Here is a 26,038-nt window from a genome sequence, read left to right on the forward strand (position 1 = left end):
CGCCGCGAAGGCCCGCGCCGCGATCGAGGAAGGATGGAGACCATGTCGAGACGGATTGCGCTGCTCGCGCTCGCCGGCGCCCTGCTGGCGAGCGCCCCCGCGTCGGCCAACCCGCTGGACCGGGGGCCGATCGCGGATTTCCTCAACGTCTTCCGCAGCCAGGCGATCCCCCGCGAGACGGTGGCGTGGACCGGCAAGGAGAAGCCCGGCACGATCGTGGTCTCGACCCGCCAGCGCCGGCTCTACTACGTGCTGGGCGGTGGCGAGGCGATCCGCTACGGGGTCGGCGTCGGCCGGCAGGGCTTCTCGTGGTCGGGCACCAAGACGGTCACCATGAAGAAGGAATGGCCGGATTGGCGCCCGCCGCAGCAGATGCTGGCCCGCCGCCCGGACCTGCCGCGCTACATGGCCGGCGGCCAGGACAACCCGCTCGGCGCCCGTGCCCTGTATCTCGGCTCCTCGCTCTACCGCATCCACGGCTCGAACGAGCCCGAGACGATGGGCGCGGCGGTCTCGTCGGGCTGCATCCGCATGACCAACAAGGACGTGGTCGATCTCTACGATCGCGCCCGGGTCGGCACCAAGGTGGTCGTGCGCGACTGATTGGTGTGCGCGCGGGTCGTGTGTCGGCCTGAGCGCGCGAAGTGGGTCGGCGCGTGGACCAGGGCGGCAAACCGGCCGTCACCTCGCGCGACCATCGATAACCGTTCCTCAAGGTCTCGCACGAGGCCGCCCTGTCGTTCCTCGGCGACGTCATACATCCCGACCCAGCTCGGCGCGGCGGCGCGCCTGAACGCCCCTCCCCCCTTGGACTGCTCAAGAAGATCGACAGCATCACCCCCTGGCCTAAAGCCAGGATCTACCCGACGGGGCGAGGACGGTGTTCGATGACGGCAATAGGGTCGTCATGGCTGGGCCGGCGGAACGTGCCCCGGGGTCGCCCGGCCCTGGGACCAGCTTGCCGCCTTCACCAGCGGTACGAGAGGCTCCCCTTGACGGCATGGTCCTGCGCCCGCCGCCCGATCTGGCCGTCATACGCCAGGCCCACGAGCGTGCCCGGCGCGACCTCCCAGTCCAGGCCCGCCGACGCCACCGCCGCGTCCTCGGCCAGCGGCGCACCCGCCGTGCGGAACGCCGTGCCCCCGCCCCGGAACGCCACCAAGGCAGCGGGCGTCACGTCCCCGAACGCCCGCCGGTAGCCGATCAGCCCCCGCGCCATCAGCGGCCCCGCGCCCCCGAACAGGTCCGCCACCACCGCCTGCGCCTGCACACCCGCCGTGGCCGTCTCCACCCAATAGCTCCGGCCGAACACGCCCAAAGCCGCCGAACCGCCCGTCTCGCTGAACCCGTCCCCGTGCAGCCGCAGCGCCGCCGCGCCCACGAACGGCTCGACATAGCGCGCCGCCTCGCCAATCCGGTAGCCGACCTCGCCGAAGCCCTGCAGCGTCGTGCCGCCCGCCCGGCCGCTGATCGCCTGCGAGAAGCCCGGGAACAGCACCGTCCGGTGCGTATCCAGCGCGTCGCCGCCGTACACCGCCCCGAGCCGCACCTGCACGGCACCGAGCGCGCCGCTGGCGTAGGCGGCGCCGAAGCCGCTCTCGATCCGGCCGGAGGACTGGCGGGCGCTCACGTCGAACTGCGTGAAGCCATAGCCGGCCGCGACGCCCGCGCGCCAGTCGCCCAGCCCGCCCGCCAGCACGCCCGGGCCGGTCTCGGCGCCGAGCACGAAGCCGCCGGTCTGCCGGGTGAGGCGGGCGGCGTTGCGCGTGGCCTCGGTCGAGCCGAACGCCCCGAAGGCTTGGCCCCAGAGCCCGTAGCCCGGCGCGAGCGGCCGCACCGCCACCAGTCCGGGGGCGGGCTCCTCCGGGGTGAGGGCCGCGTAGCCGGCCGGCAGGGTCGTGCCGGGCGCGAAGCGCTGGCCGACGGCGCCGCTCAGGCTGAGCCCGCGGGTCGGGCCGGTGCCGAAGCGCAGGTGCTCGAGCAGCGTCCCCTGCACGGCCAGGGCGGCCTGCGCCCGCGCGCTCACCGCCGAGGCCTGGATCTCGCCCGACAGGCTGTTGAGCGCCTGCACCGCCCCGGGCGCCGTCTGGTTGAGTACCGCGGTCGCCACCTGCGCGGCCGGGCTCGCGTCCACTGTTGTGGTGCCGGTGGCGGTGCTCACCGTGGTCGTGATCGTGCCGGCAGGTGATACGCGTGTCGTGATGGTCGCCGGCGGGCTGACGGTCGGGACCGCGCCCGCGGCTAATCCGCTGATCGCGGCGGCCTTTGGCGGGCTGCCGGCCGGGGGGGCCGGGGCCGTCGTGGTCACGATGGGTCCTGCGCCGTTCAGGGCCTGGGCGAGGCCCCCCTGGTTGGGCGTCGTGGCCACGCTGGCGATCGGCGCCGTCTGGGCGAAGCCCAGCGCCACGCTGCTGCCGTCATAGGCCAGCGACGGCGTCAGGAAGGCAAGGTTGCTCGTCGTCTCTAGGTTGCTGAACTGACCGGTCACGCCGCCCGTGGCGGTGAGCAGGATGTAGCGCAGCGCCGGCGTGTAGGTGCCCGCCCCCGCCAGCACCTGCACGGTGCCGCCCTGGATCGTGACCGGGCCGGTCACCGCGGCGCGATCGTTGGCGGTGGGCGTGACCTTGACCGTGTAGAACGAGCCCGCTGTGAAGGTCAGCGGGCCGTGGATCGCCAGGGTGCCGATGGCCGCGGCGCTGCCCGGTGCCAGCCGGCCGCCGGCCTCGATCAGCGGGTCGCCGATCTTGCCCGAGCCGGCCAGCGTCCCGCCGCGCCTGACCGTCACCTCGGAGGCGGCGAGCACGCCGTCGATCTGCAGGGTGCCGCCGCTGATCGTCGTGGCGCCCGTGTAGGTGTTGCGGCCGGTGAGCACGGTGGTGCCGGAGCCGGCCTGGGTCAGGCTGCCCGAGCCCGAGATGGCGGGGGCGAAGCTCACGGCGTCGGCCCGGTCGAACACCAGGGCGCCGTCGTTGGCGACCCCTGAGGTCGCCGCGATCGCGCCGGCTGTGCCGCCGTCGCCGAGCCGCAGGGTGGCGCCGCGGCCGATCGTGGTCGCGCCCGTGTAGGTGTTGGTGCCGGTCAGCGTGAGGGTGTCGCCCGCCAGGGTCAGGCCGAGCGGACCGGCGCCGTCCCGGATCGTTCCGGCGAAGCGGCTGGCGCTCACGCCGGCCACCGTCAGGACGGCTGGACTGCCCGCGCTGCTGGTCACGGTCGCGGTCGGCGAGGCGCTGGCCAGGGCGCCGACGGTGTTGGCCGCGCCCGCGAGGTCCAGGGTCCCAGAGCCGGCCAGGGTGTAGGTGGAGGCCGCCGAGAAGCCGCCCGCGCCGCCCGCCTTCAGGACCGATCCGTCGCCGACCGTGGTGGCGCCGGTGTAGGTGTTGGCCGTCGTGACGGTGGTGCCCCCGGTCGTGGTGAGCGTGGCGGCGCCGGAGATCCGTGCGAGGATTCCACCCGTAGAGGTAACGGGCGCGGCGAGCACGCCGTTCTGCAGGGTCGCGCCCTGGCTGAGGCTGACGGCGGCCTGGGTCTGGTGGGTGCCGCCGAGATCGAGCACGCTGGTGGCGCCCGCGATCGTGGTGGTGGCCCCGGCACTGCCCAGGGTGCCGGCGCCCGACAGGGACAGCGTGCCGCCGGAGATCGTGGTGGTGCCGGTATAGGTGTTGGCGGCGGTGAGGATCGCGGTACCGGTGCCGGTCTTCGACAGGCTGTAGCCGGCGCCGCGATCGCCGATACTGCCCGCCACGGTCAGGGTGCCGCTGCCGCCGAGCGCGGCATCGCCGGCGAGCGTGACCGTCCCCATGACCCCGGCCGTCCCGGTGCCGGTCAGCGCGCCGATCCCACCGGCGCCGGTGCCCGACAGCGTCAGGGCATTGGCGAGGGTGACGCCGTTCACGTCCAGCGTGCCGCCGGGCGTGACGGCGGCGGCGGAGGCGCCGAGCGCGGCGGCATGGGCGGCGCTGAGGATGCCGCCCGCGACCGTGGTGGCGCCGGTATAGGTGTTGGCGCCGGTGAGGATCGCGGTACCGGTGCCGGTCTTCGATAGGCCGTAGCCGTTACCGCGATCGCCGATGCTGCCCGTGATGGTCAGGGTGCCGCTGCCGCCGAGCGCGGCATTGCCGGCCAGCGTGATCGGGCCGGTGACCCCGGCCGTGCCGGTACCGGTGAGCGCGCCGATTCCGCCGGCGCCGGTGCCCGACAGCGTCAGGGCATTGGCGATCGTCACGCCGCCGACGTCCAGCGTGCCGCCGGGCGTGACGGCGGCGGCGGAGGTGCCGAGCGCGGCGGCATGGGCGGCGCTGAGGATGCCGCCCGCGACCGTGGTGGTGCCGGTATAGGTGTTGGCGCCGGCCAGGATCGTCGTGCCGGAGAGTTGGCTCACGCTGCCGGCACCGGTGATCCTCGGTGCGAAGGTGACGGGCGAGCCGTCCGGCTTGCCGGTGTGGTTGAACGTGATCGTGCCGGTGCCGGCGCCGAAATGCACCTCCCCGGCCGCCACCGTACCGGCGGCGACCGCCACCTGACCCACCGCTGCGCCGATATTCAGCGTGCCGCTCACGCTCCGGCCCTTGGCGATGGTGAGGGTGCCGGTGCCGTCGGTCCCGACCGAGACGCTGCCCCCCGCCGCAACGGTGAGCGTACCGGTGCCGGCTTCGCCGACAAAGAGATCCCGGGTGCTGATCCAGCGAGAGCCCGTGCCGGTCACCAGAGCGGCGGCGGCCCCTCCGCCTTCGGAAGAGACATGGCCCGTCACGTCGGACAGCGTGCCGCCGGCCGCCACACGGAGGGTGCCACTATCGACATACGTGTTGGTGACCAGCGCGGTCTGGCCGGTCAGACTCCAGGTGCCGTCCCCTCGCTTGGACAGCATATTGACGTCGCGGATATTGCCCGACACCACACCGGTGCCCTGGCCACTCAGGATCAGGTTGGGGTTCTGGACGCCGGCGATATCGCCGGACAGGGTGAGCGTGCCCGCATCCACACCGATCCGGCTGCGGTCGGTCAGCGTGATCGCCCCGGCATAGCTGTTGTCGCCCGAGAGGCTGCGCAGGGCGCCGCCATTGCCCACGCCCAACCCGGCGAGCGACAGCGCCTCGTTGCCCACCGCGATGCCGCCCTGCAGCGCCAGGGTCGCGCCCGAGACGACCGTGGTGCCGGTCGCCGCCGTGCCGTCGGCCGTGCCCAAAGCCGTCGCGTTCTGGATCGTGAGCGTGCCGCCCGAGACCGTGGTGGCGCCTGAATAGGTGCTGGCGCCCATGAAGGTCTGCACGCCGCCGGCGAAGGTCAGGCCGCCGGTGCCGACGACGCTTCCACCGTAGCTGCCGGTGCCGTTGGACAGGGCCAGGGTCTTGGTGCCCAGCGTGACGGTGCCGGCCTGGCCGGCGGCAGTATCGGACAAGCCAGCGATCGTGGCGCCACCGCCGGTGACGTTGGAGATGTCGAAAGTGCCGCCGGTGGCCAGCGCCACCCCGCTGGAGCTGGCGAGCGTGCCGGCGCCGCTCAGGGACAGCGTGCCGCCGGAGATCGTGGTGGTGCCGGTATAGGTGTTGGCGGCGGTGAGGATCGCGGTGCCGGTGCCGAGCTTCGACAGTCCATAGCCGTTGCCGCCGTCGCCGATGGCGCCTGAAACGGTCAGGGTACCGGCGCCGCCGAGCGCCGTGTTGCCGGCCAGCGTGATCGGGCCCGAGACCCCGGCCGTACCGGTTCCGGTGAGCGCGCCGATGCCGCCCGCGCCGGTGCCGGACAGCGTCAGGGTGTTGGCGAGGGTGACGCCGTTGACGTCGAGGGAGCCACCGGCCGTGACCGTCGTGGCTGAGGTGCCGAGAGCCGTGGCGTTGGCGGCGCTGAGCGTGCCGCCCGAGACCGTGGTGGTGCCGGAATAGGTGTTGGCGCCGGTCAGGATCGTGGTGCCGGCGAGATCGCTGACCGTACCGGTTCCGGTGATCATCGGCGCGAAGGTGACGGCCGTTCCGTCCGGGTTGCCGGTATGATTGAACGTGATCGTGCCGGTGCCGGCGCCGAACGCCACCTTGCTCGCCTGCACCGTGCCGGCGACAACCGCCGGCTGCCCCGCGGCCGCACCGATGGCGAGCGTGCCGGTCGAGCCGCTCAGGGAGGCAACCGACACGGTGCCCGTGCCATTGGCGCCGGCCGATACGAGGCCACCATCCGCCACCGTGAGCGTGCCGGTGCCACTACTGCCGACATTGAGAACATCGGTGTTGGTCCAGGTCGAGCCCGCCCCCGCCACCGTCGCCGCCCCGGATGAGCCTGAGAAGTGGCCGAGATAGCCGTACCCGTTCGACACCTGACCGCCCGCCTGGACGACGAGCGTGCCCGTGCCGACGGCGCCGACGTAGAGGTCACCGCTGTTGGTCCAGGTCGAGCCCAGCCCCGTCACTGTCGCCGCCCCGGATGAGTGGGGATCGGCGGCGAGGACGCTGTGATTGGCCGATACCCGGCCGCCGCCCTGGATGGCGAGCGCGCCCGTGCCGCTGTTGCCGACATAAAGGTTGCTGCTGTTGATCCAGGCCGAGCCGGTCCCCGAAACCGTCGCCGTCCCGGATGAGCCGGTGAAGTTGCCGAGGACGCCAGAGGTGTCCGACACCTGGCCACCGGCCTGGACAGCGAGCGTGCCCGTGCCGCTGTGGCCGACATAGAGGCTGTTGTTATTGGTCCAGGTCGAGCCCGTCCCGGTCACTGTCACCGTCCCGGACGAGGCGGCATCGTAACCGAGATAACCTCGGTAATTCGACGCGTGGCCGCCTTCGGCGACCGTCAGCGCACCGCCATTCACGCGGACATCGCCCGAGAGCGTGTCCTGCCCGGTCAGGGTCCAGCTGCCGGCCCCGTCCTTGGTGAGCCTGCCGATGTTACCGGCCAGCGCGCCCGTCACGCGGCCCGCGCCAGCCCCGCCCAGCGTCAGATCGCGGTCGCTCCCGGCGGCACCCGCGACCGCACCCGACAGGGCCAGGGTTCCGGCATCGACGTTGATCCGCGCGGCGTCGGTCAGCGTGATCGCGCCGGCGAAGCTGTTGGTGCCCGACACGCCGCGCAGGGCGCCGCCGTTGTCCACGCCCGTGCCGGCGAGCGACAGCGCCTCGTTGCCCACCGCGATCCCGCCCTGCAGCGTCAGGGTCGCACCGGAGGCGACCGTGGTGCCGTTGGCCGCCGTGCCGTCCGCCGCGCCAAGCGCCGTGGCGTTCTGGAGGGTGAGCGTGCCGCCCGAGACCATGGTGGCGCCGGTATAGGTGTTGGCTCCGGTCAGGATCGTGATGCCGGCGAGCTGGCTCACGCTGCCCGCACCGGTGATCGTCGGTGCGAAGGTGACGGCCGAACCGTCCGGGTTGCCAGTATGGTTGAACGTGATCGTGCCGGTGCCGCCGCCGAAATGCACCTCGCCGGCCGTGACCGTGCCGGCAGCAACCGCCGTCTCGCCCGCCGCGGAACCGATGTTGAGCGTGCCGCTCGAGTTGCTGCCTTTCGCCAGCGTCATCGTACCGGCACCGTTCGTTCCGATCGACACGGTGCCGCCCGCCGCCACGGTGAGGATGCCGGTGCCGTTGATGTCACCGACGACGAGCGTGCTCCGGTTCGTCCACGTCGAGCCAGAGCCCGTCACCGTCGCGGAAGCCGTCGTGGTGGTGTCGCTGCCAACGATGCCCCTGTCGCTCGCGACCGTGCCGCCCCCCTCCAGCCGCAGGGCTCCGCCGAATGCGTACAGGAGGTCACTGAGGCTGCTCTTCCCGGTCAGCGTCCAGGTGCCGGCTCCGAGCTTGATGACGGTGCCGACATTCCGGATGTCGCCTGCGACGATACCGTCCCCAGCACCGCCCAGGTCCAGCTCGGCGCCGCCCGTGATCGGGCCCGACAGGGTCAGCCTGCCGGCATCCGCGCCGATCCTCGTGGTGCCGCTCAGGGTGATCGCCCCGGCATAACTGTTGATGCCGGAGACGTTGCACAGGGCACCGCAGGCGTTCAGGCTGTATCCGGTGAGCGACAGCGCCTCGTTGCCCACCGCGATGCCGCCCTGCAGCGCCAGGGTCGCGCCGTCGGCGACCGTCGTGCCGGTGGCCGCCGTGCCGTCCGCTGCGCCTAAAGCCGTCGCGTTCTGGATCGTGAGCGTCCCGGCCGACACCGTGGTGGCACCGGTATAGGTGTTTGCGCCCGTCAGGGTCAGGGTTCCGGTGCCCGCCTTGGTCAGGCTGCCGCTGCCGGAAATAACCCCGGCGTAGCTCGACGCGTCGGTCCGGTTGAAGATCAGCGCGCCGCCATTGGCGATATCGGCCGCCAGCGATCCCGCGGTGGCGCCGTCGCCGACCTGCAGCGTCGCCCCGGCCGCAACCGTGGCGACGTTCGCGTAGGTCTGGTCGTCCAGGAGCTTCCAGGTGCCGCCCTTGACCTTCAGCACCTCGAAATTGATCACGTTCGCCAGCGTGCCGGCGCCGGTCCCCGTCTCGGCCTTGTCCAGGTTGAGCGTGTCGGTGCCGGTGCCGCCGTCGATCCGGCCGGTGATCGACGAGCCGGTGAAGAGATTGAGGGTGTCGTTGCCGCCCTCCAGGCTGATCGCCCGGCCGGTGTTGCCGGTGATCGTGCCGGAATTGGTCAGGGTGTCGTCGCCCTCGCCCATCTGGATCGCGGCGCCGTCACCTTGGATGAACCGCGCCGAGCCGGTGCCGGTGTAGCGCACGCCGTCCAGCGTGCCGACCGAGCCGCCGTCCACGCTGCCGCTCTGGAGGAGCACCACCGCGGTCGGATCCGGGATCGTGCCGTTGCCGATGATCGTGCCCTTATTGACGATCGTGTCGTTGTCGGCCGCGGTGCCGAGCTTGTTCTCCAGCCGGATCGCGTAGCCGTCCTTGCCCTCGATCGTGCCGCCGACCTCGTTGGTGATCGTGGTCGCGGCGACGCCGCTGCGGCTGTTATCGGGATTCGAGTCGTTGTTGACCACGATCCCGTACTTGGCGCCCGAGACCGTGCCGGAATTGGTGATGGTGCCGCCGCCGAGCGAGATGCCTTCGCTGTTGTTTTTCCGGCCGCCTTTGTCGTAGCCGCCGGCGCCGGTGCCCTTGATCGTGCCGGAATTGGTGATCGTGCCGGCGAAGTCGATATCGACCCCGTCGCCGTCGCCGTCGCCCGTACCGGAATAGGCCCCCTCGATCGTACCGTAATTCGTGACCGTACCGCCGGCATCCGAACCGACGCCCGAGCCGCTGCGGCCGGTGATGGTGGCGCCCGCCGCGTTGGTCACGGTGACGGAGCCGGCGCCGTTGTTGCCGCCCAGGGTGACGCCGTGGCGGGCGCCGGAGATCGTGCCGCTGTCCTTGTTGTTCACCGTCCCGGCGGTGGCGCCCTTGAAATCGATGCCGTCCGCCTTGTCGACGGCCAGACCATCCGTCCGGATCGTGCCGGAATTGTTGATTGTCGCCCCCTGGCCGGGCCGGATCGCGTCGTCGCCGCCGGACGTGATCGTCCCGGTGGCGGCGTTGTTGATTGTGATCGTCGCGAGCCCGCTGGCAGCCTTATCGAAATCCAGGGCCTGCCCGAGGTTCGATGTCGTTTGCCTCGTCCCAGTCGATTGGATCGTCCCGGCATTGTTCACCGTGATGGTGCCGCCGGTCGGGTTGACGTTGATGCGAACCGCGTCGTCATCGGACGTGATGATCGCGTCCTTCTTGTTCTCCAGGGTCAGGCTGCGGTTGTTGGCGTCGCCCGAGGCGTCGATCGCCCGGCCGCCCGTCTTGGTCGACTCGATCGTGCCGGAATTGGTGATCTTCAAGTCGGTCGAGGCGTTGTTCCAGTCGATGGCCGCCTTCTTGTTGACCGACAGCTTGCCGCCAGCCTCGACCGTGACGGTATCCGTGCCCGACACCGTCTTGACTGCGGAGTCCTTCGTGTTCGCCGGCACCGGATAGTCGGTCGCGCAGGCTGGCGGAGTCCAAACCTCGGCGGACAGCGCCGCCAGCGCGGCGACACCGATGCGGACCTTACGCTGTTCCAAGATAAAACACCCCCGTACCAGCCGCCGCGTTAGGTCGACATGATGACAAATGCGCGACAATCCGAGATTTTATCTTGACAAATACCAATTACATCGAAAAAACTGGCGAAATTATCCTGATTGATCGATAGCGACCAAATACTATTGGTATTATAACTTGCTAGATATGTATCCAGATGGGGTGGGTGGCCCGACGCTGGTGGCATCGGGCAGCGCGGGACCACCTGCCCGGCGGGTTCGCCGTTCAGGATCTGCCGGATACGCCGGGTCTGGTAGGCCAGCATCGCGAGCGAGAAATGGCTCCGCTCGGATGAAGGGAACCGGCATCGTCCGCCCGGATCGGGCGACGCTCAATCAAGGCGGGACGCTCGGATCAACACGCAGATCTCGAAGCTGCTACCCATCCCGCACGGGTTGGTTCGTTCAACCACCCGACCCCGTCGCCGGCAACGCCGTCGTTGGTTCTCCGCGCCGCTCACTCAGATCGCCGCGGCGGCTCGAACACCTTCGGAAGATTTCCGTTGCCTCTTCACGCACCGCCCCATGCGAAGCGGATCAAAAAGGTCCACGGGAGCTTTGCATCGGCTTGACCGACAAACATCGTCCTCAGGGGCCGACACACGCGCTGCACACCCAAGATCCGCAGTGAGCAATATCAAGGATCTAAAGGGGCGTGCGCGGACGAACTTCGGCTACCGGCACACTTTGTGTGCGCGCAGGACGTTTGTCGGCAGGCGCGGGTCGTGTGTCGGCCTGGGCGCGCGAAGTGTGTCGGCGCGCGTCCAGGCCTGCCTCATCATGGAACGCCGATCCCAGTCCATCCGAGCCTGAAGCGGCCCACCGCGCCGTCGTCATCCAACTGATCGGCGCTGGCGAACAGGAACACCGCGTTGTGACACAGCCTCAACCCAACGCGGTCGGACAAGCAGCGACGAGGGCTGCCCGAACGCGGACATAGGCTGGGGAGAAGTTTGGCGACGCAAATTGACCCGTCGCGGCAGCCTCGCATCGCCAAGGTCCGCGCCGTCAGGGACGGGTATCTGCAGCTGCTGGCCGTGAGTACGAGCTCGATGCATCCGGAACGCGTTGAGCTGCGTCCCGGCGCTATAAAGCCGCCCGGCCGATCGAGGCACCGCCATCGACGTAGAGGGTCTGCCCCGTCATGAACGCCGCCTCGTCCGACATCAGGAACGCGATGGCTGCTGCGATCTCCTCCGGCCGTCCGAAGCGGCCCATCGGCACGCCGGCGAGGTAGCGCGTCTCGCCCGCGCTGCCCGGTGGGTTGTTGGCCCGGAACAGCTCGGTCTCGGTCGGCCCCGGCGCCACCGCGTTGACGGTGATCCCTGTCACGGCGAGTTCGAGCGCCCAGGAACGGGTGAAGCTGACGAGCGCCGCCTTCGCGGCCGCGTAGGCCGTGCGCTCCACGCTGCCGAGCACGGTCAGGCTGGCGATGTTGACGACCCGGCCCCAGCCGCGCTGGCGCATGGCCGGCAACAGGGCCTGCACGGTCTGGACCGCCGGATGGAGGTTGACGCGCAGGACCTCGTCCAGCGCGGGGATCTCGACCGCCCCGAGCCGCTGCGGCCGCACCAGTCCGACATTGTTGACCACGCCGTCGAAGGCGAAGCGTCCGGTGAGGTCGGCGAGGACCGCGTCGGTGGCGTCGCCGTCGGCGAGGTCGACCGGCACGAGCGTGCCGGGGAAGCCGTCGAGACCGCGGCGCGCGAGGCCGACGACGTGGTGGCCCTCACCGGCCAGACGATGGGCCAGCGCCAGCCCGATGCCCTTGCTGGCACCGGTCACGAGATAGGTTCTGGACATTTCGGAATCTCCTGGCATCCGTGCTCGATCAGGCGGGGACGGAAGCCGCGCGGCGGAGCGCCGGCAGCATGTCCGCGGGCTCGGGTCGGCGGGTGTAGTCCGGGTTCACCTCGGCGTAGAGGATCACGCCGTCCCGCCCGACGACGAAGCGCCCGGGCATCGGCAGCGTCCAGCTCGCGTCGCCGTTGAACGCCGGCAGATCGTTCTTCAGGCTCTTGTAGAGATCGACCAGATAATCGGGCAGCGCGAAGCGCAGGCCGAACGCAGCCGCGACGGCGTTGTGCGGATCCGACAGGATCGGGAAGCCGACCGCGTTCTGACGGACCGATTTGCGGCTGTTGGCCGCCGTCTGCGGCGAGACGGCGACAAGGCTCGCCCCGAGCGCCGCGAACCGTGGCAGCGTCTCCTGGAGCGCCTGCAGCTCCATGTTGCAGTAGGGGCACCATACGCCGCGGTAGAAGCTGATCACGAGCGGCCCGCGCGCCAGCAGGTCAGCGGACGAGACGGGCTGGCCGTCCGGGTCGTTGAGCGTGAACGCCGGCGCTCGGTCGCCAGCCCTGAGGGCGCGGCTCGCGGCGCCGGAGGCGATCAGCTCCGCGGTCGCCCGGTGCATCGTTGCGATGACCGAGGGTGGGACGCTGTAGGGCGGCTTGCCGGCCTCAAAGCCGGACTTGAATGCGTCGAGCTTGGATTGCAGGGTCATGGCGCGGGCTCCGGAGACATCGCCGAGGCGACGCGGTGAAGACGGCCGGAGTGATGCGCCGCCAACAATGGACAGGGCAGGCAGCCCGGGGCGATAACGCTCATTCCAGGGAGGAATGGCGTGGACCGGTATCAGGCGATGGCCACCTTCGTGCGGGTCGTGGAATCGGGATCCTTCTCGGGGGCCGCCCGGCTCCTGAACGTCGGCCAGCCCGCCGTCTCGAAGACGATCGCGCAGCTGGAGAACCGGCTGCAGGTCAGCCTGCTCGTCCGCTCGACCCACGGCCTGAGCCCCACGGAGGCGGGCCTGCGCTTCTACGAGCGGGCGCGGGCCGCCATCGCCGAGGCGGACGAGGCCGAGCGCGCCGCCCGCGGCGCGGGCGCCGGGCTCTCGGGGCGGCTGCGGGTTTCGGCGGCGACCACCTTCGCGCGGCTCCACGTGGTGCCGCTGCTGCCGCGCTTCCTCGCCGCGCACCCGGACCTCGACATCGAGATCATCCTCGACGACCGGGTGATCGACCTCGTCAGCGAGGGGATCGACCTGTCCCTGCGCATGGGGGCCCTGCCCGACTCGGCCGCCGTCGCGCGCAAGCTCGCCACCGGCGGCCGCTCGGTGCTCGCCACGCCCGCCTATCTCACCCGCGCCGGCGAGCCGCTCAGTCCCGCAGACCTCGCCGGGCACGAGGCGGTGGTCTACAGCCAGCAGCCCGACGCCTGGTCCTTCACCCGGGATGGCGCCGCGGTCTCGGTCGCGGTTCACGGCCGCGTGCGGGTCAGCGCGGCCGAGGGTCTGCGTGCGGCCGTGCTGGCCGATATCGGCCTCACCATCGCCTCAGACTGGATGTTCGCCCCGGACCTCGCGAGCGGCGCGGTGCGGCGGCTGCTGCAGCCCTGGGCGCTGCCCGCCATCGACCTCTGGGCGGTCTTCCCGACCGGCCGCATGGCCAGCGCCAAGGCGCGGCTGTTCGCCGATTTCGTCCAGGCCGCCATGGCCGGGACCGGCGAGCCCCATTCCGTGGCGGCATAAGCCTTATCGCCGCGCACCGTCCTCCGTCGCCGGACCGATCGGTCTACCTCGTCCCCATGCCGACCGAACGGGGCCGGCCACCACGAGGACAGCACCGATGGCCCGTTTCGACACCTACCGCGACGCCTTCCCCAATGCCCGCCTGACCCGCAAGCCGAACGGCGTGCTGGAGGTCATGCTCCACACCGGGGGCGGCAAGCTCGTCTTCGACGGCCACACCCACGAGCAGTTCGTCGACCTGTTCCACGCCATCGGCGAGGACCGCGACAACCGGGCGGTGATCCTCACCGGAACGGGCGACGCCTTCATGGACGCGATCAGCCCCGAGGGCTTCGATTTCTTCTCGCCGCAGGGCTACGACAAGATCCTGCGGGAGGGCCGCAAGGTGCTCGGCAACATCCTCGACATCGAGGTGCCGATGATCACCGCGCTGAACGGCCCGGTCCTGCTGCACAGCGAGTACGCGCTGCTCACCGACATCGTGCTGGCGACACCGGAGACGGTCTTCCAGGACAAGCCGCATTTCGAGTTCGGCATCGTGCCGGGCGATGGCATGCACATCCTGTGGCCCGAGGTGATCGGCTCGATCCGCGGGCGGTACTTCCTGCTGACGCGGCAGGTGCTGGATGCCCAGACCGCCCAGGACTGGGGCGTGGTCAACGAGATCGTGCCGCGGGACCGGCTGCTGGCCCGGGCGCATGAGATCGCGGACGGCATCGCGGCCCTGCCGCCGCTCACCGGCCGCTACACCCGGATCGCACTGACACAGCGCCTGCGGCGGCTCGTCGAGGAGGGAACCGGCTACGGGCTGGCCCTTGAGGGCATCAGCGCCGCCGACGTGGCGCGGACCATGGCCGCCCAGAGCTGACTGCGCGCCCGATCCCCCGGCGTGTCGGGCCCGCGCGGATGGCCCAGCGCGCCGGAGGCTCAGAAGAAATCCCGGATCTCCCGGGCGATGTCGTCCCCGTTCGTTTCGAGGGCGAAGTGGCCGGTGTCGAGGAAGCGGACCCGCGCGTCCGGGATGTCACGTCGGAACGCCTCCGCTCCGGGCGGGATGAAGAAGAGATCGTTGCGGCCCCAAACGGCGAGAAGCTTCGGGCGTCGCTCGCGGAAATAGGCCTGGATCAGCGGATAGCGCTCCAGGTTGCGCTTATAGTCGAGCTTGAGCGTGACTTGTCGGTCCGCGTTGCCCGGCCGGGCCAGGATGGCGGCGTCAAGCGTGTAGGACTCGGGCTCGATGACCGACGGGTCGGGCACGCCGTGAAAATAGGGCGCCTTGACGCCGTCGAGGGTCATGCGGGCGCGGATGGACTCCACGGCGGCCGCGTTCGGCTTCGCCCAGTAGGCCCGCAGCGGTGCCCAGGCCGCCTCCCCGAGCCCCTCCAGGTAGGCGTTGCCGTTCTGGGACACGATGCCGGCGATACGTTCGGGATGGGCGAGCGCCAGGTCCCAACCGACGGGGGCTCCGTAGTCGAAGGTGTAGAGGAGATAGCGCCGGAGGCCGAGGGCGTCGACGAAGGCCCCGACCGTGCGTGACAGCGACGCGAAGTCGTAGACGTAGCCGCGGTCGTCCGGGACCACCGTGAAGCCGAAGGACGGGAGGTCCGGCGCGATCAGGCGAAACCGGTCCGCGAGCCGCGGCATGAGGTGGCGGAAGTAGAAGGACGAGTTCGCGAAGCCGTGCAGCAGCAAGAACACCGGGGCGTCGGGTCTGCCGGCCTCGCGATAGAAGACGTCCACGCCGTCGGCCCGGACCGTGCCGTGCCGGACTCCTCCGACCTCGGCGGTCCGGGCTTCCGACGCAGCGGCACCGACGCCGCCCAAGCCCGCCGCCAGGGCGCCGCCGGCGAGGACACGCCGCCGCGTCGCCGGGGAAGGTCCGTCCCGGAATGTCCGGACTTCCGTGTCCTGCCTCATCGCGCCACTCCCCTATCCACGCGTCCGGGAACGTCCGGATCGCCCGCCTCGCGACCGCTTATGTCGAGCCCATCGGGGGATGCACCGGCCCGCGCCGCGATAGCCCCGCCCGTGCCGCGGCTCCCAGGCTCGGGACCGGACGGTATGAGCACGATGAACGCTCTCGGCACTCGCGAGAACACGGGGTTTTCGAGACGCACCGTTACGGATTCCGAGAGGTCGGCCGTCCGGCATCCCTGACGGGACCGGGATTGCCTCACCCGGCCACTGATCGTTCCGGGGCGCGGACGCACCGGCCCCTATGTCGGCTGGATCACGGCCCCCAGGGACGCGCGGATGCGCGGCGTCGCGAAGTCGAGGAACGCCCGCAGCTTGAGCGGGAGGCGGCCGTGGCCGACATGGACGGCGCTGACCGGGACCGGGTCGAGCTCGAAGGACCGCAGCACGAGGACTTGGCGCCCCGCGGCGACGAGGGGCGCCGCCTGGTACGACAGCACCTGCGTGAGGCCGACGCCGGCCGCCGCCGCGTCGAGGGCCGCCTCGGCCGTGTTGACGTGGAGGCGCGAGCGCACCCGGACCGCCTGGACGGCCTTCCTGTCGGGCGTGGCGAAGTGCCAGGCCGGGCCGGCGGCTTGGTCGCTGAAGGTCACGCACGGGATCTCGGCGAGGTCGGACAGCGTCCGGGGCGTTCCGTGGGCGGCGAGGAAGTTCGGGCAGCCGCAGACCACGCGCGTGACCATGCCCAGCCGCGCCGTCACCAGGTCACTGTCCGGCAGGTGCGCGATGCGGACCGCCAAGTCCACGTGGTCCTCGACCAGATCAAGGGCCCGGTCGGTCAGGACGAGGCGTACGGTGATGTCGGGGAACCGGGACAGGAAGGCCGTGACAACCGGCAGGACGTGGAGGCGCCCGAAGACCAGCGGGGCCGTCATCGTCAACTCGCCGCGGGGCTCGGTGTACTCGCCCTTCACCGCCCGCTCGGTCTCCTCCACCGCACTCAGGAGGCGCCGGCACGCCTCGATATAGGCCGCCCCCGCGTCGGTGGGGGTGAGCTTGCGGGTGGTGCGGATCAGGAGACGGACCCCGAGATGGGCTTCCAGATCCGCGATCTTGCGACTCACGCTGGGCAGGGGGATGCCGAGCTTGCGCCCGGCGGCCGACAGGCTTCCGGCCTCCACGGCGGCGACCAGCAGGGTCATGGCCTCCAGCCGATCCATCCAACCCTCTCGTTTTCGGCAAAGGTCACTCTTGGGAAAGCTCGATTATACCGTAGACCGCAAGCCGGTATCCAGGCCCTACCGACGGCGTGCAGCAGGGGCTGCATCGCCCGCACCGGAGGGCGAACGATGACCCAGACAGCCTATCGCACCGTCGACGTCGACGGCTTCAACGTCTTTTACCGGGAGGCAGGAGACCCCGCGAAGCCGACGCTCCTGCTGCTGCACGGCTTCCCCTCGTCCGGCCACATGTTCCGCGACCTGATCCCGCTGCTCGCGGACCGCTTCCACCTCGTCGCCCCCGATCTGCCGGGCTTCGGTCTGTCGGAGGTGAAGCCGCGCGACACCTTCGCCTACAGCTTCGACGCGCTCGCGAAGGTGATCGGCCGCTTCACGGAGGTGATCGGACTGAACACCTACGCGCTCTACGTCTTTGATTACGGCGCGCCCACCGGCTTCCGCCTGGCCATGGCGCATCCCGAACGGGTGACCGCCATCGTCTCACAGAACGGCAACGCCTATGAGGAGGGGCTGAGCGAGGGCTGGAACCCGATCCAGCGCTACTGGCGCGACCGGAGCGACGCCAACCGGCAGGCGTTGCGCGACCTGCTGACCCCGGCCTCGATCCGCTGGCAGTATGAGCATGGCGTGCCGGACACTGCGTTGGTCTCGCCCGACGGGAGCGCCCTCGACGCGTGGTACATCCAGCGGCCGGAGGTCGACGAGATCCAACTCGACCTGTTCGGCGACTATGCCAGCAACGTGGCGCTCTACCCCGACTTCCAGGCCTATTTCCGCGCGCACCGGCCGCGGCTCTTGGCCATCTGGGGCCGCAACGACCCGTTTTTCCTGCCGGCCGGCGCGGAGGCGTTCCGGCGCGACATCCCGGATGCCCAGGTGCGGTTCCTCGATACGGGTCACTTTGCCTTGGAAACGCATGCCGCCGTCATCGCGGAGGCCATCGCGGGATTCCTGCGGGCCTGAACGAAGATCTGCGCAGGTCTTCACCGGCGCGGATTGCGGCGGGCGCTGCGTGTCTCTCTTCGGCGTAGTTGAGTCCCCGTACCATGCCAGAGGCCTGAGGTGGTCGCTGCCGGACTCCCGTACCGTAAGATTCGGGTGGCTTCGAACGAGCCCGGAGCAGGCTCACGGGCCTAACAAGCGGGATCCGGCAATGCCTCAAGCCGTGCTGCAAGCGGGACTCAAACCCCCGACCCCTCATGACGGATAAGCGGGCGCAGTCTCGACCAGGATCGGAAGCTGTTGGGTTACGCTCGAAAACGCAAACTCAACCCATAGGTTGAGGCCGCGAGCTGTTGAAACGGGCCCGAGACCTGTTGCGCTTGATCGGGCGGCGAACTGCGAAGGGATATGGACCAGCAACGGCGCACACACCACCGGCAGTCGGCCAGCCGCCCGGATTGAGTGCTCAGCGACCGGCCTGTTGTGGAAATGCGCTCAGCGACACGAGAGCGACCTCGCGCAGGGCGTCTCGATCAGCGCCGGACGAAGCCAAGACGCCCATGCCCGAGGCGACCGTCGAGAGGAAGCGCGCCAGCGCGCCGGGGTCGGAGGACTCTGCAAGGTCCCCGTCTTCTTGGGCCCGGATGAATCGCTCACGCAGCTCGGTTTCGCTCAGCGCCCGCCGGGAGGCCAGCTCGAACGGGATGTTCTCCGAGCCCTCGCCGCAGGCCAGGCCGCCCTGCACCAGCAGGCAACCGGGTGGATTGGCTGGGTCGGTGTGGCTCTCGGCGATGCTGTTCAGGAATCGCTCCGCCACCTCGCGGGCGCTGGTCGCGGCCAGCACGTAACGCATGTGCTCGGATCGGCGCTGGGCATATCGGTCGAGGGCCGCCCGTAAGAGCCCCTCCTTGCTGCCGAAGGCGGCATAGAGGCTCGGCGCCTTGATGCCCATCGCCCGGGTCAGCATCGCGAGGCTCGCGCCGTCGTAGCCATGGCGCCAGAACACCTCCATCGCGTCGTCGAGGGCCTTGTCCGTGTCGAACGACCGGGGTCGCCCCATCACCATTGTCCGCGGGCTCCAGCTTTTGTAACGAGTGGTAGATAAGTCTCTTGACGTGCCTCGTCCATGCCGACATGTGTAGTGAACTCTACAGATGTCGGAGCCGGCCGTGGACTCTCATCGCGACGTTTCCTTAAGCCATTTTCCCGTCCGGCGCAGCGCTGGTGTCGCTCTGGCCCTCGCCCTGCTGGCGGGTGCGTCTTATCGGCTGGCCCCCACCGCGCTCCTGCCCACCGGCCCGGCCGTCGCCGCGACCCCGGAGCCCGAACAGGCGGCGGCCGTTCCGGTCGCCACCGTCCAGCCCCGCGACGTCATCCTGTGGGATGAGTTCTCGGGCCGCCTCGAAGCCGTCGAGCGCATCGACGTCCGGGCTCGCGTCGGCGGCGCGATCCAGGCAACGCACTTCGTGGAAGGCGAACTGGTAAAGGCCGGCGACCTCCTCGTGACCATCGACCCGGCGCCCTACGCGGCCGAGGTCCGGCGCCTGGAGGCCCAGGTGGCCGGGGCCGAGGCGCGGGTCGCCCTCACGGCGAGCGACTGGGAGCGCGGGCGTCGGCTCTCCGACCAGCAGATCGTCACGGCGCGCGATCTCGACGTTCGCGCCAACGCCTTCAAGGAGGCGCAAGCGAGCCTCGATGCGGCCAAGGCAGCGCTGGAGTCGGCGCGGCTGAACCTGAGCTTCACGGAGGTCAGGGCGGCGGTGGGCGGGCGCGTCGGCCGCCGCGAGATCACGCCGGGCAACCTCGTAGCGACCGGCGCGGGTGCCGCGGTGCTCACGACCCTCGTCTCCGTCGATCCCGTCTACGCGAGCTTCGACGCGGACGAGGGCGTCGTCCTCAAGGCCCTTTCCTCCATCGCCGGGACAGCGGGGGGGCGCGGCAAGCTCGACCAGATCCCCGTCGAAATGGAGACGGTGGAGGGCACCCGCGCCAAGGGGCACCTCCAGTTCATCGACAACAAGGTCGATGCCCGGAGCGGCACGGTGCGGGTACGGGCCACCTTCGCCAACAGCGACGGCCACCTCATCCCCGGCCAGTTCGCGCGGATGCGCCTCGGCCAAGCCAAGCCCGAGCCTCTGCTCCTCGTGGACGAGCGGGCCGTGGGGACCGATCAGGACAAGAAGTTCGTCCTCGTCGTCGGGGCGGACAGCCGTGCCGCGTTTCGGGCGATCACCCTCGGGCGCGCGGTCGATGGCCTGCGCGTCGTCACGTCAGGTCTCTCCGGCGGCGAGCGCATCGTCGTCAACGGCCTGCAGCGACTGCGCCCCGGCATGCTCCTGAGGCCCGAGCCGGTGGCGATGGGCGACCGTCCGGGCACCCCGCGCCGGTTCGCCGAGCGCTGACCGCCTCCTAACCCTTCCGGCACTCCCAGAAGATACCCCGCGACCGCCCCCAGGGCGGCCGCCCGGTCCCCCCGTGCCTAATCTCCGAGGGCGCCATGAACCTGTCCAAGTTCTTCATCGACCGCCCGATCTTCGCGGGCGTGCTCTCGGTGCTCATCTTCATCGGCGGCCTCATCTCGCTGTTCGCGATGCCGATCTCCGAATACCCGGACGTGGTGCCGCCCTCCGTCGTGGTGCGGGCGACCTTCCCAGGCGCCAACCCGAAGGTCATCGTCGAGACCGTGGCGACGCCGATCGAGGAGCAGATCAACGGTGTCGAGGGCATGCTCTACATGTCGAGCCAAGCCACGACCGACGGCATCATGACGCTGACCGTCACGTTCCGGCTCGGCACCGATCCCGACAAGGCGCAGCAGCTCGTCCAGAACCGCGTGTCGCAGGCCGAGCCGCGCCTCCCCGCCATCGTGCGCCAGCTCGGCGTGGTCACGGTGAAATCCTCGCCGGATCTCACCATGGTGGTGCACCTCGTCTCGCCCAACGGGCGCTACGACATGACGTATCTGCGCAATTACGCGGTGCTGAACATCAGGGACCGGCTGGCCCGCCTCGACGGGGTCGGCCAGGTGCAGCTGTTCGGCTCGGGCGACTACGCGATGCGGATCTGGCTCGATCCGCAAAAGGTCGCCGAGCACGGCCTCTCAGCGGGCGACGTGGTGCGCGAAATTCAGGCGCAGAACGTGGAGGCGGCGGCGGGCGTCATCGGTGCGTCGCCCGCCGTGCCCGGCCTCGACCTCCAACTGTCCCTCAACGCCGAGGGGCGGCTCACCAGCGAGGAGCAGTTCGGCGACATCGTCGTGAAGACCGGGGACAACGGCGAAATCACGCGGCTGCGCGACATCGCACGGGTCGAGCTCGGCGCGTCGGACTATGCCCTGCGCTCGCTCCTCGACAACAAGTCGGCCGTGGCGATCCCGATCTCGCAATCGCCGGGCTCGAACGCGATCCAGATCTCGGACGCGGTCCGCCGGACCATGGCCGAGATCAAGAACAACATGCCGGAGGGGGTCGACTACCAGATCGTCTACGATCCCACGCAGTTCGTGCGCGCCTCGATCGAGGCGGTGATCCACACGCTGCTTGAGGCCATCGCCCTCGTCGTGCTGGTGGTGATCCTGTTCCTGCAGACGTGGCGGGCCTCGATCATCCCGCTGCTCGCCGTGCCGATCTCCATCGTCGGCACCTTCGCGGTGATGCATGTCTTCGGCTTCTCGATCAACGCGCTGAGCCTGTTCGGCCTCGTCCTCGCCATCGGCATCGTCGTGGACGACGCCATCGTCGTGGTCGAGAACGTCGAGCGCAACATCGAGGCGGGCCTGTCCCCGCGGGAGGCGAGCTACCAGGCCATGCGCGAGGTCTCGGGGCCGATCATCGCCATCGCCCTCGTGTTGGTCGCTGTCTTCGTGCCGCTGGCCTTCATCAGCGGGCTGACGGGCCAGTTCTATAAGCAGTTCGCTCTGACCATCGCGATCTCGACCGTGATCTCCGCGATCAACTCGCTGACCCTGTCACCGGCCCTCTCGGCGCTGCTCCTGAAGGATCACCACGCCCCGAAGGACCGGCTGACCCGCGTCCTCGACACGCTGCTCGGATGGTTCTTCCGCCGCTTCAACCGCGCCTTCGGGGCGGCCTCCGGCGGCTACGGGCGGAGCGTCGGCGGCGTTGTCTCACGCAAGGGCGCGATGCTGGTCGTCTACCTCGTCCTCGTGGGCGTGACCGTGGCGCTGTTCCGCCAGATCCCCGGCGGCTTCGTGCCGGGCCAGGACAAGCAGTACCTCGTCGGCTTCGCCCAGCTTCCCGACGGCGCCACCCTCGACCGGACCGAGGAGGTGATCCGTCGGATGAGCGAGATCGCCCTGAAGGAGCCCGGCGTCGAAAGCGCGGTGGCCTTCCCCGGCCTCTCGATCAACGGCTTCACCAACAGCTCGAACTCGGGGATCGTGTTCTCGACGCTGAAGCCGTTTGACGAGCGGAAGGCTCCGGCGCTGAACGGCGTTGCCATCGCGCAATCCCTGAACAGGAAATACGCCGCCATTCCCGACGCCTTCATCGCGATGTTCCCGCCCCCGCCGGTGAATGGGCTCGGCACCATTGGCGGCTTCAAGATGCAGATCGAGGATCGGGCCGGCCTCGGCTACGAGGCGCTGAACGAGGCCACGAAGGCGTTCATGGCCAAGGCCGCCAAGGCGCCCGAATTGGCCGGCCTGTTCTCCAGCTTTCAGATGAACGTGCCTCAGCTCTTCGCCGACATCGACCGGACCAAGGCGCGCCAACTCCGCATTCCGGTGACGGACGTCTTCGACACGCTCCAGATTTATCTCGGCTCACTCTACGTCAACGACTTCAACAAGTTCGGCCGCACCTACTCGGTCCGCGTCCAGGCGGACGCGCCGTTCCGCGCGCGGCAGGACGATATCGGGCTGCTCAAGCTCCGCGCCGGATCGGGGGAGATGGTGCCGCTTTCGGCCCTGCTGCGCGTCCGCCAGACGGCGGGGCCGGAGCGGGCCATGCGCTACAACGGCTTCCTCTCCGCCGATATCAACGCCGCCGCCGCCCCTGGCTTCTCCTCGGGGCAGGCCCAGGACGCGGCGGCCCGAATCGCCGCCGAAACGCTGCCGCGGGGCTTCGCCTTCGAGTGGACCGACCTGACCTACCAAGAGTTCATCGCCGGCAATTCTGGCATCTGGGTTTTCCCCCTGGCCTTGCTGCTGGTGTTCCTCGTGCTCGCCGCGCAGTACGAAAGTCTCGCCCTGCCGCTCGCCATCCTGTTGATCGTGCCGATGGGCCTGCTCGCGGCGATGTTCGGGGTCTGGCTCTCGGCCGGAGACAACAACGTCTTCACGCAGATTGGCCTTATCGTGCTGGTCGGACTCTCGGCGAAAAACGCCATCCTGATCGTGGAATTCGCCCGCGAACTGGAATTTGCCGGTCGGAGCCCGATTCACGCGGCCATCGAGGCGAGTCGCCTGCGGCTGCGCCCGATCTTGATGACCTCCATGGCCTTCATCATGGGCGTCCTGCCCCTCGTCACCGCCACGGGCGCCGGTTCCGAGATGCGCAGCGCCATGGGCGTGGCGGTCTTCTCTGGCATGATCGGCGTGACGGCCTTCGGCCTATTCCTGACCCCAGTCTTCTATGTATTGCTCCGACGCCTCTCGGGTAACCGGCCGCTCAAGCAGCACGGTGCAGCGGCAACCATCGCCCGCGAGGACAGCGTTGGGGTCGCCGCGTGATGGCCCCCCGAGGTTCGTGCCCCGCTTCGGTGCGCCCCTTTCCGAGGCGTCCGACGCCTTCGATTGAAGCCAGCTCCGCCGCGCCGGATCGCTGCCCGGAGACGCTCGGTGCCGGCGGACGTCGCCCGATGTCTGCGATGGGCGCGAAACGGTCGGCCGGAGACGGGCGAAAGCGGCTCGTCCGCTCTGGAGAGGGATTGCTGGGACGGCGGACGGCCGCCTATCGACCCACCTCGGGCGGCCAACAAGGGGATTGATGGCCATACGGCTCCGGAGGAGGCAGCGTTGTCTGCGCTGATGCCATCGCTGCCACGTACAGACGGGCGGACATCCACCCAGCCCAGATGCCCGCACAATCAGCCGCAACAGCTGATATTGGCCGGACGCAGCCAGTCCGTTTCAGAGCAGGCTCTCCGAAGATGCAGACGGGCGCCAACCAATCCATGACGGACGGGCCCGCCTCCAGTGCCACCGCGGACGAGCCGTGCCGATTGTTGGCTCAGAGTGGCGACATCAGGCGCCCGACCAAGCCGCAGGTCGTTTGTCGAGGAATGCCCGAACGCCCTCGGCGAAGTCCAGGCTGCCGTAACAGGTCCGGATGCCGGCGCTGCCGTCAGCATCTGGATCTAGGGCGAGCGCAGCCAGCATCTCCCGGGTGACGCGCATGGTCACCGGCGCGTGGCTGATCAAGCGTTGGCAGATCTGCACCACGCAAGCATCGAGGGTCTCGGGGCTCTCGATGGCGACGAGGTAGCCAAGCGGTTCCAGGCTCTCGGCCGTCGGCATATCGGCGAGCAGAAGCATCCGTTTGACGGTGCTCAGGCCCAGCGTCGCTGTGAGGCGACGCAAGTTCGCGGGCGACAGGCAATTGCCGAGGGTGCGGGCGATCGGAGCGCCGAACCGCGCCCCCGGTGTGGCCACGCGCAGGTCGCAGGCATTGGCGATCGCGAGGCCGCCGCCGACCGCCAGCCCTTCCACCACTGCGATGGTCGGCACACGGACCCGCTCCAGGGCGGCGACATAGGAGTCGATCCGTATCTCGTAGGCCACCCCGTCCTCTCCGGAGAAACCCACGAATTGCTCAATATCGGTCCCGGCCACGAAAGCTCTGCCGCCGGCCCCGCGCAGGACGGCGACGCGGATCGCCGGGTCGGCCTCGATCCGAGCGAGGCCGTCGGCCAACTCCTCGTACATCCGCCACGTCATTGCATTGCGGGCGGCGGGCCGGTCGAAAGTCAAATGGGCGACGCCGCCCTCGGCGCGATAGCGAACTTCGCCCTGCCGCTCGGACGCGCTCACGGTGCGAACGCGCCGCCCGCGCGCAGCGCCTCGGTGTCTTCGTCGTCAAGACCGAGTTCCCGAAGCAAGCTTTCTGTATGCTCGCCCAAAAGCGGAGCATGCATCCGGGTGCGTGGCGGCGTACCCGAGAACTTCACAGGGAAGCCGATGTTGGGCACGCTGCCCTCGTTCGGATGTGGAACCTCGATCCGCATCTGACGATGGCGGCCGTGCTCACTCTCGAACGCTTCCGGATAGGTGTTCATTCGCCCCGCCGGTATGCCGACCGCGAGGAGATGGGTCACCCATTCCTCAGCGGTCCGTTCGGCGAAGCTCTTCTCCAACTCCTCGATCAGCACATCCCGGTTGGCGAGGCGCGCTGGGATGTCGGCGAAGCGGCAATCATCGACGAGGTCAGCCCGCGCAAGCACATCGCAGAGCAGCCGCCAAAGCTTCTGATTGGTTGCGCCCATGACGAAGTAGCCGTCCGAGGCGCGCACGGCCTGGTAGGGCGCGCTCATCAGGTTCGCGGTTCCGAGCGGTTTGGGAATGCGGCCGGTGCCCCAGTACTCCGAGATGTCCCAGATCGAGAATGCCAGGGCGGAGTCAAACAGCGACGCGTCGATATACTGGCCTTCACCGCTCGTCTGCCGGCCAATGTATGCGCTCAGGATCCCGTAGACGCAAAACAGCGCACAGCCGATATCGGCCACCGGGACGCCCGCTTTGACGGGCGGCCCACCGGCATGGCCGGTCACGCTCATCACCCCCGACATCGCCTGAGCCATCAGGTCGTATCCCGGCCGCATCGCCCAGGGACCGGACTGACCGAAGCCCGAGATGCTGGCGTAGATCAGGCGCGGATTGTGCTCGCGTAGCACCTCGTAGCCGAGCCCGAGCTTCTTCATCACACCAGGCCGGTAGTTCTCGACCAGGATATCGGCCGTGGCGACGAGCTTCATGAACAGCGCGCGGCCAGCCTCGCTCTTCAGGTTGAGGGCGATGCTGCGCTTGTTCCGGTTCATGTTGAGGAAGCCCATGCTGTCGGGCCCCTTCATCTTGAACCCCATGGCGCTGCGGGTTTGGTCACCCGTGCCGGGCGGCTCGACCTTGATGACGTCGGCGCCAAGATCCGCCAGCAGCATGCTGCAGAACGGACCTGCCATCACCTGCGTGACGTCCAAAACCCGCAGCCCCGCGAGCGGCAGCGGACGGGCGGTCGCTGAAGCCTCCCCGTCCTCCAGCGCCTGAGCCGAGCGATCGTTGAGACGGCCGATCTCATCCATCTGGGGCTCTCCTCCCGCGACGCATTCGGGGCGTCGCCTTTTGCATTCTGCATGCATAAGGCGATTTCCGGGGCATGCAACCGAATTCCGGACCACACGCGAAAAAATGCATTTTGCGTGCAGAATTCATCTTGT

General features: G+C 69.6%; 14 protein-coding genes. 6 read left to right on the forward strand and 8 right to left on the reverse strand.

The features are described from left to right. The first annotated feature begins 42 nt into the window (after positions 1-42). Positions 43-603 carry a L,D-transpeptidase gene (locus tag BLQ49_RS18590; RefSeq protein WP_091718492.1) on the forward strand — a complete coding sequence of 187 codons (561 nt, stop codon included), beginning with the start codon at positions 43-45 and terminating at the stop codon, positions 601-603. A 364-nt stretch (positions 604-967) separates the two neighbouring features. On the opposite strand, the gene BLQ49_RS18595 is transcribed toward BLQ49_RS18590, so the two are convergent. The 3 genes from BLQ49_RS18595 to BLQ49_RS18605 all read right to left on the reverse strand — a co-directional run bounded on the left by BLQ49_RS18595 (position 968) and on the right by BLQ49_RS18605 (position 12,524). After that, positions 968-10,000, reverse strand: coding sequence for an autotransporter-associated beta strand repeat-containing protein (locus BLQ49_RS18595; RefSeq protein WP_091718331.1), 9,033 nt, complete (start codon positions 9,998-10,000; stop codon positions 968-970). A gap of 1,104 nt (positions 10,001-11,104) precedes the next feature. After that, positions 11,105-11,821, reverse strand: a complete 717-nt coding sequence (locus BLQ49_RS18600) for an SDR family oxidoreductase (protein WP_091718333.1) — start codon at positions 11,819-11,821, stop codon at positions 11,105-11,107. 28 nt (positions 11,822-11,849) lie between these two features. After that, positions 11,850-12,524, reverse strand: coding sequence for a peroxiredoxin-like family protein (locus BLQ49_RS18605; RefSeq protein WP_091718335.1), 675 nt, complete (start codon positions 12,522-12,524; stop codon positions 11,850-11,852). A 120-nt stretch (positions 12,525-12,644) separates the two neighbouring features. Here BLQ49_RS18605 and BLQ49_RS18610 point away from each other — a divergent pair, with 120 nt between their 5' ends. Together BLQ49_RS18610 and BLQ49_RS18615 are read left to right on the forward strand one after the other, a co-directional pair. Beyond that, positions 12,645-13,550 (forward strand): LysR family transcriptional regulator, encoded by a 906-nt coding sequence (locus BLQ49_RS18610; protein ID WP_091718337.1) that lies wholly within the window; start codon positions 12,645-12,647, stop codon positions 13,548-13,550. A 97-nt stretch (positions 13,551-13,647) separates the two neighbouring features. Next, positions 13,648-14,418, forward strand: coding sequence for an enoyl-CoA hydratase/isomerase family protein (locus BLQ49_RS18615; RefSeq protein ID WP_091718339.1), 771 nt, complete (start codon positions 13,648-13,650; stop codon positions 14,416-14,418). Between the two features lie 59 nt (positions 14,419-14,477). Here the strand turns inward: BLQ49_RS18615 and BLQ49_RS18620 are convergent, their stop codons facing one another. Further along, positions 14,478-15,467: an alpha/beta fold hydrolase gene (locus tag BLQ49_RS18620; protein WP_208859083.1), complete on the reverse strand. Its 990-nt coding sequence runs from the start codon at positions 15,465-15,467 to the stop codon at positions 14,478-14,480. 299 nt (positions 15,468-15,766) lie between these two features. Then, entirely contained in the window at positions 15,767-16,684 is a 918-nt protein-coding gene (locus BLQ49_RS18625; RefSeq protein ID WP_091718341.1) for a LysR family transcriptional regulator, read from the reverse strand. Between the two features lie 129 nt (positions 16,685-16,813). Between BLQ49_RS18625 and BLQ49_RS18630 the strand changes: the two genes are divergently transcribed. Beyond that, the gene (locus tag BLQ49_RS18630; RefSeq protein ID WP_091718343.1) at positions 16,814-17,668 is read left to right on the forward strand and encodes an alpha/beta fold hydrolase; all 855 of its coding nucleotides are present in this window, start codon (positions 16,814-16,816) and stop codon (positions 17,666-17,668) included. Between the two features lie 445 nt (positions 17,669-18,113). Here the strand turns inward: BLQ49_RS18630 and BLQ49_RS18635 are convergent, their stop codons facing one another. Further along, complete coding sequence (locus tag BLQ49_RS18635) at positions 18,114-18,713, reverse strand: TetR/AcrR family transcriptional regulator (RefSeq protein WP_091718345.1); 600 nt, start codon at positions 18,711-18,713, stop codon at positions 18,114-18,116. 88 nt (positions 18,714-18,801) lie between these two features. Between BLQ49_RS18635 and BLQ49_RS18640 the strand changes: the two genes are divergently transcribed. Both BLQ49_RS18640 and BLQ49_RS18645 read left to right on the forward strand, forming a co-directional pair. Continuing rightward, the gene (locus BLQ49_RS18640) at positions 18,802-20,049 is read left to right on the forward strand and encodes an efflux RND transporter periplasmic adaptor subunit (protein WP_091718347.1); all 1,248 of its coding nucleotides are present in this window, start codon (positions 18,802-18,804) and stop codon (positions 20,047-20,049) included. Between the two features lie 95 nt (positions 20,050-20,144). Next, a complete protein-coding gene (locus tag BLQ49_RS18645; protein WP_091718349.1) occupies positions 20,145-23,339 on the forward strand; it encodes an efflux RND transporter permease subunit in 3,195 nt (1,064 codons plus the stop codon). Between the two features lie 513 nt (positions 23,340-23,852). Here the strand turns inward: BLQ49_RS18645 and BLQ49_RS18650 are convergent. Next, positions 23,853-24,638, reverse strand: coding sequence for an enoyl-CoA hydratase (locus tag BLQ49_RS18650; protein WP_091718351.1), 786 nt, complete (start codon positions 24,636-24,638; stop codon positions 23,853-23,855). Further along, positions 24,635-25,903, reverse strand: a complete 1,269-nt coding sequence (locus BLQ49_RS18655) for a CaiB/BaiF CoA transferase family protein (protein WP_091718353.1) — start codon at positions 25,901-25,903, stop codon at positions 24,635-24,637. The genes BLQ49_RS18650 and BLQ49_RS18655 overlap by 4 nt, the downstream gene beginning before the upstream one ends. Between the last annotated feature and the right edge of the window lie 135 nt (positions 25,904-26,038).

The organism is Methylobacterium phyllostachyos (assembly GCF_900103445.1).
In the GTDB taxonomy this organism is placed as follows: Bacteria; Pseudomonadota; Alphaproteobacteria; order Rhizobiales; family Beijerinckiaceae; genus Methylobacterium; species Methylobacterium phyllostachyos.

Coding starts and splice junctions, on each gene's coding strand:
- BLQ49_RS18590 (WP_091718492.1), top strand. CDS start 43: ATGTCGAGACGGATTGCGCTGCTCGCGCTCGCCGGCGCCCTGCTGGCG.
- BLQ49_RS18600 (WP_091718333.1), bottom strand. CDS start 11,821: ATGTCCAGAACCTATCTCGTGACCGGTGCCAGCAAGGGCATCGGGCTG.
- BLQ49_RS18605 (WP_091718335.1), bottom strand. CDS start 12,524: ATGACCCTGCAATCCAAGCTCGACGCATTCAAGTCCGGCTTTGAGGCC.
- BLQ49_RS18615 (WP_091718339.1), top strand. CDS start 13,648: ATGGCCCGTTTCGACACCTACCGCGACGCCTTCCCCAATGCCCGCCTG.
- BLQ49_RS18620 (WP_208859083.1), bottom strand. CDS start 15,467: ATGAGGCAGGACACGGAAGTCCGGACATTCCGGGACGGACCTTCCCCG.
- BLQ49_RS18625 (WP_091718341.1), bottom strand. CDS start 16,684: ATGGATCGGCTGGAGGCCATGACCCTGCTGGTCGCCGCCGTGGAGGCC.
- BLQ49_RS18630 (WP_091718343.1), top strand. CDS start 16,814: ATGACCCAGACAGCCTATCGCACCGTCGACGTCGACGGCTTCAACGTC.
- BLQ49_RS18635 (WP_091718345.1), bottom strand. CDS start 18,713: ATGGTGATGGGGCGACCCCGGTCGTTCGACACGGACAAGGCCCTCGAC.
- BLQ49_RS18640 (WP_091718347.1), top strand. CDS start 18,802: ATGTCGGAGCCGGCCGTGGACTCTCATCGCGACGTTTCCTTAAGCCAT.
- BLQ49_RS18645 (WP_091718349.1), top strand. CDS start 20,145: ATGAACCTGTCCAAGTTCTTCATCGACCGCCCGATCTTCGCGGGCGTG.
- BLQ49_RS18655 (WP_091718353.1), bottom strand. CDS start 25,903: ATGGATGAGATCGGCCGTCTCAACGATCGCTCGGCTCAGGCGCTGGAG.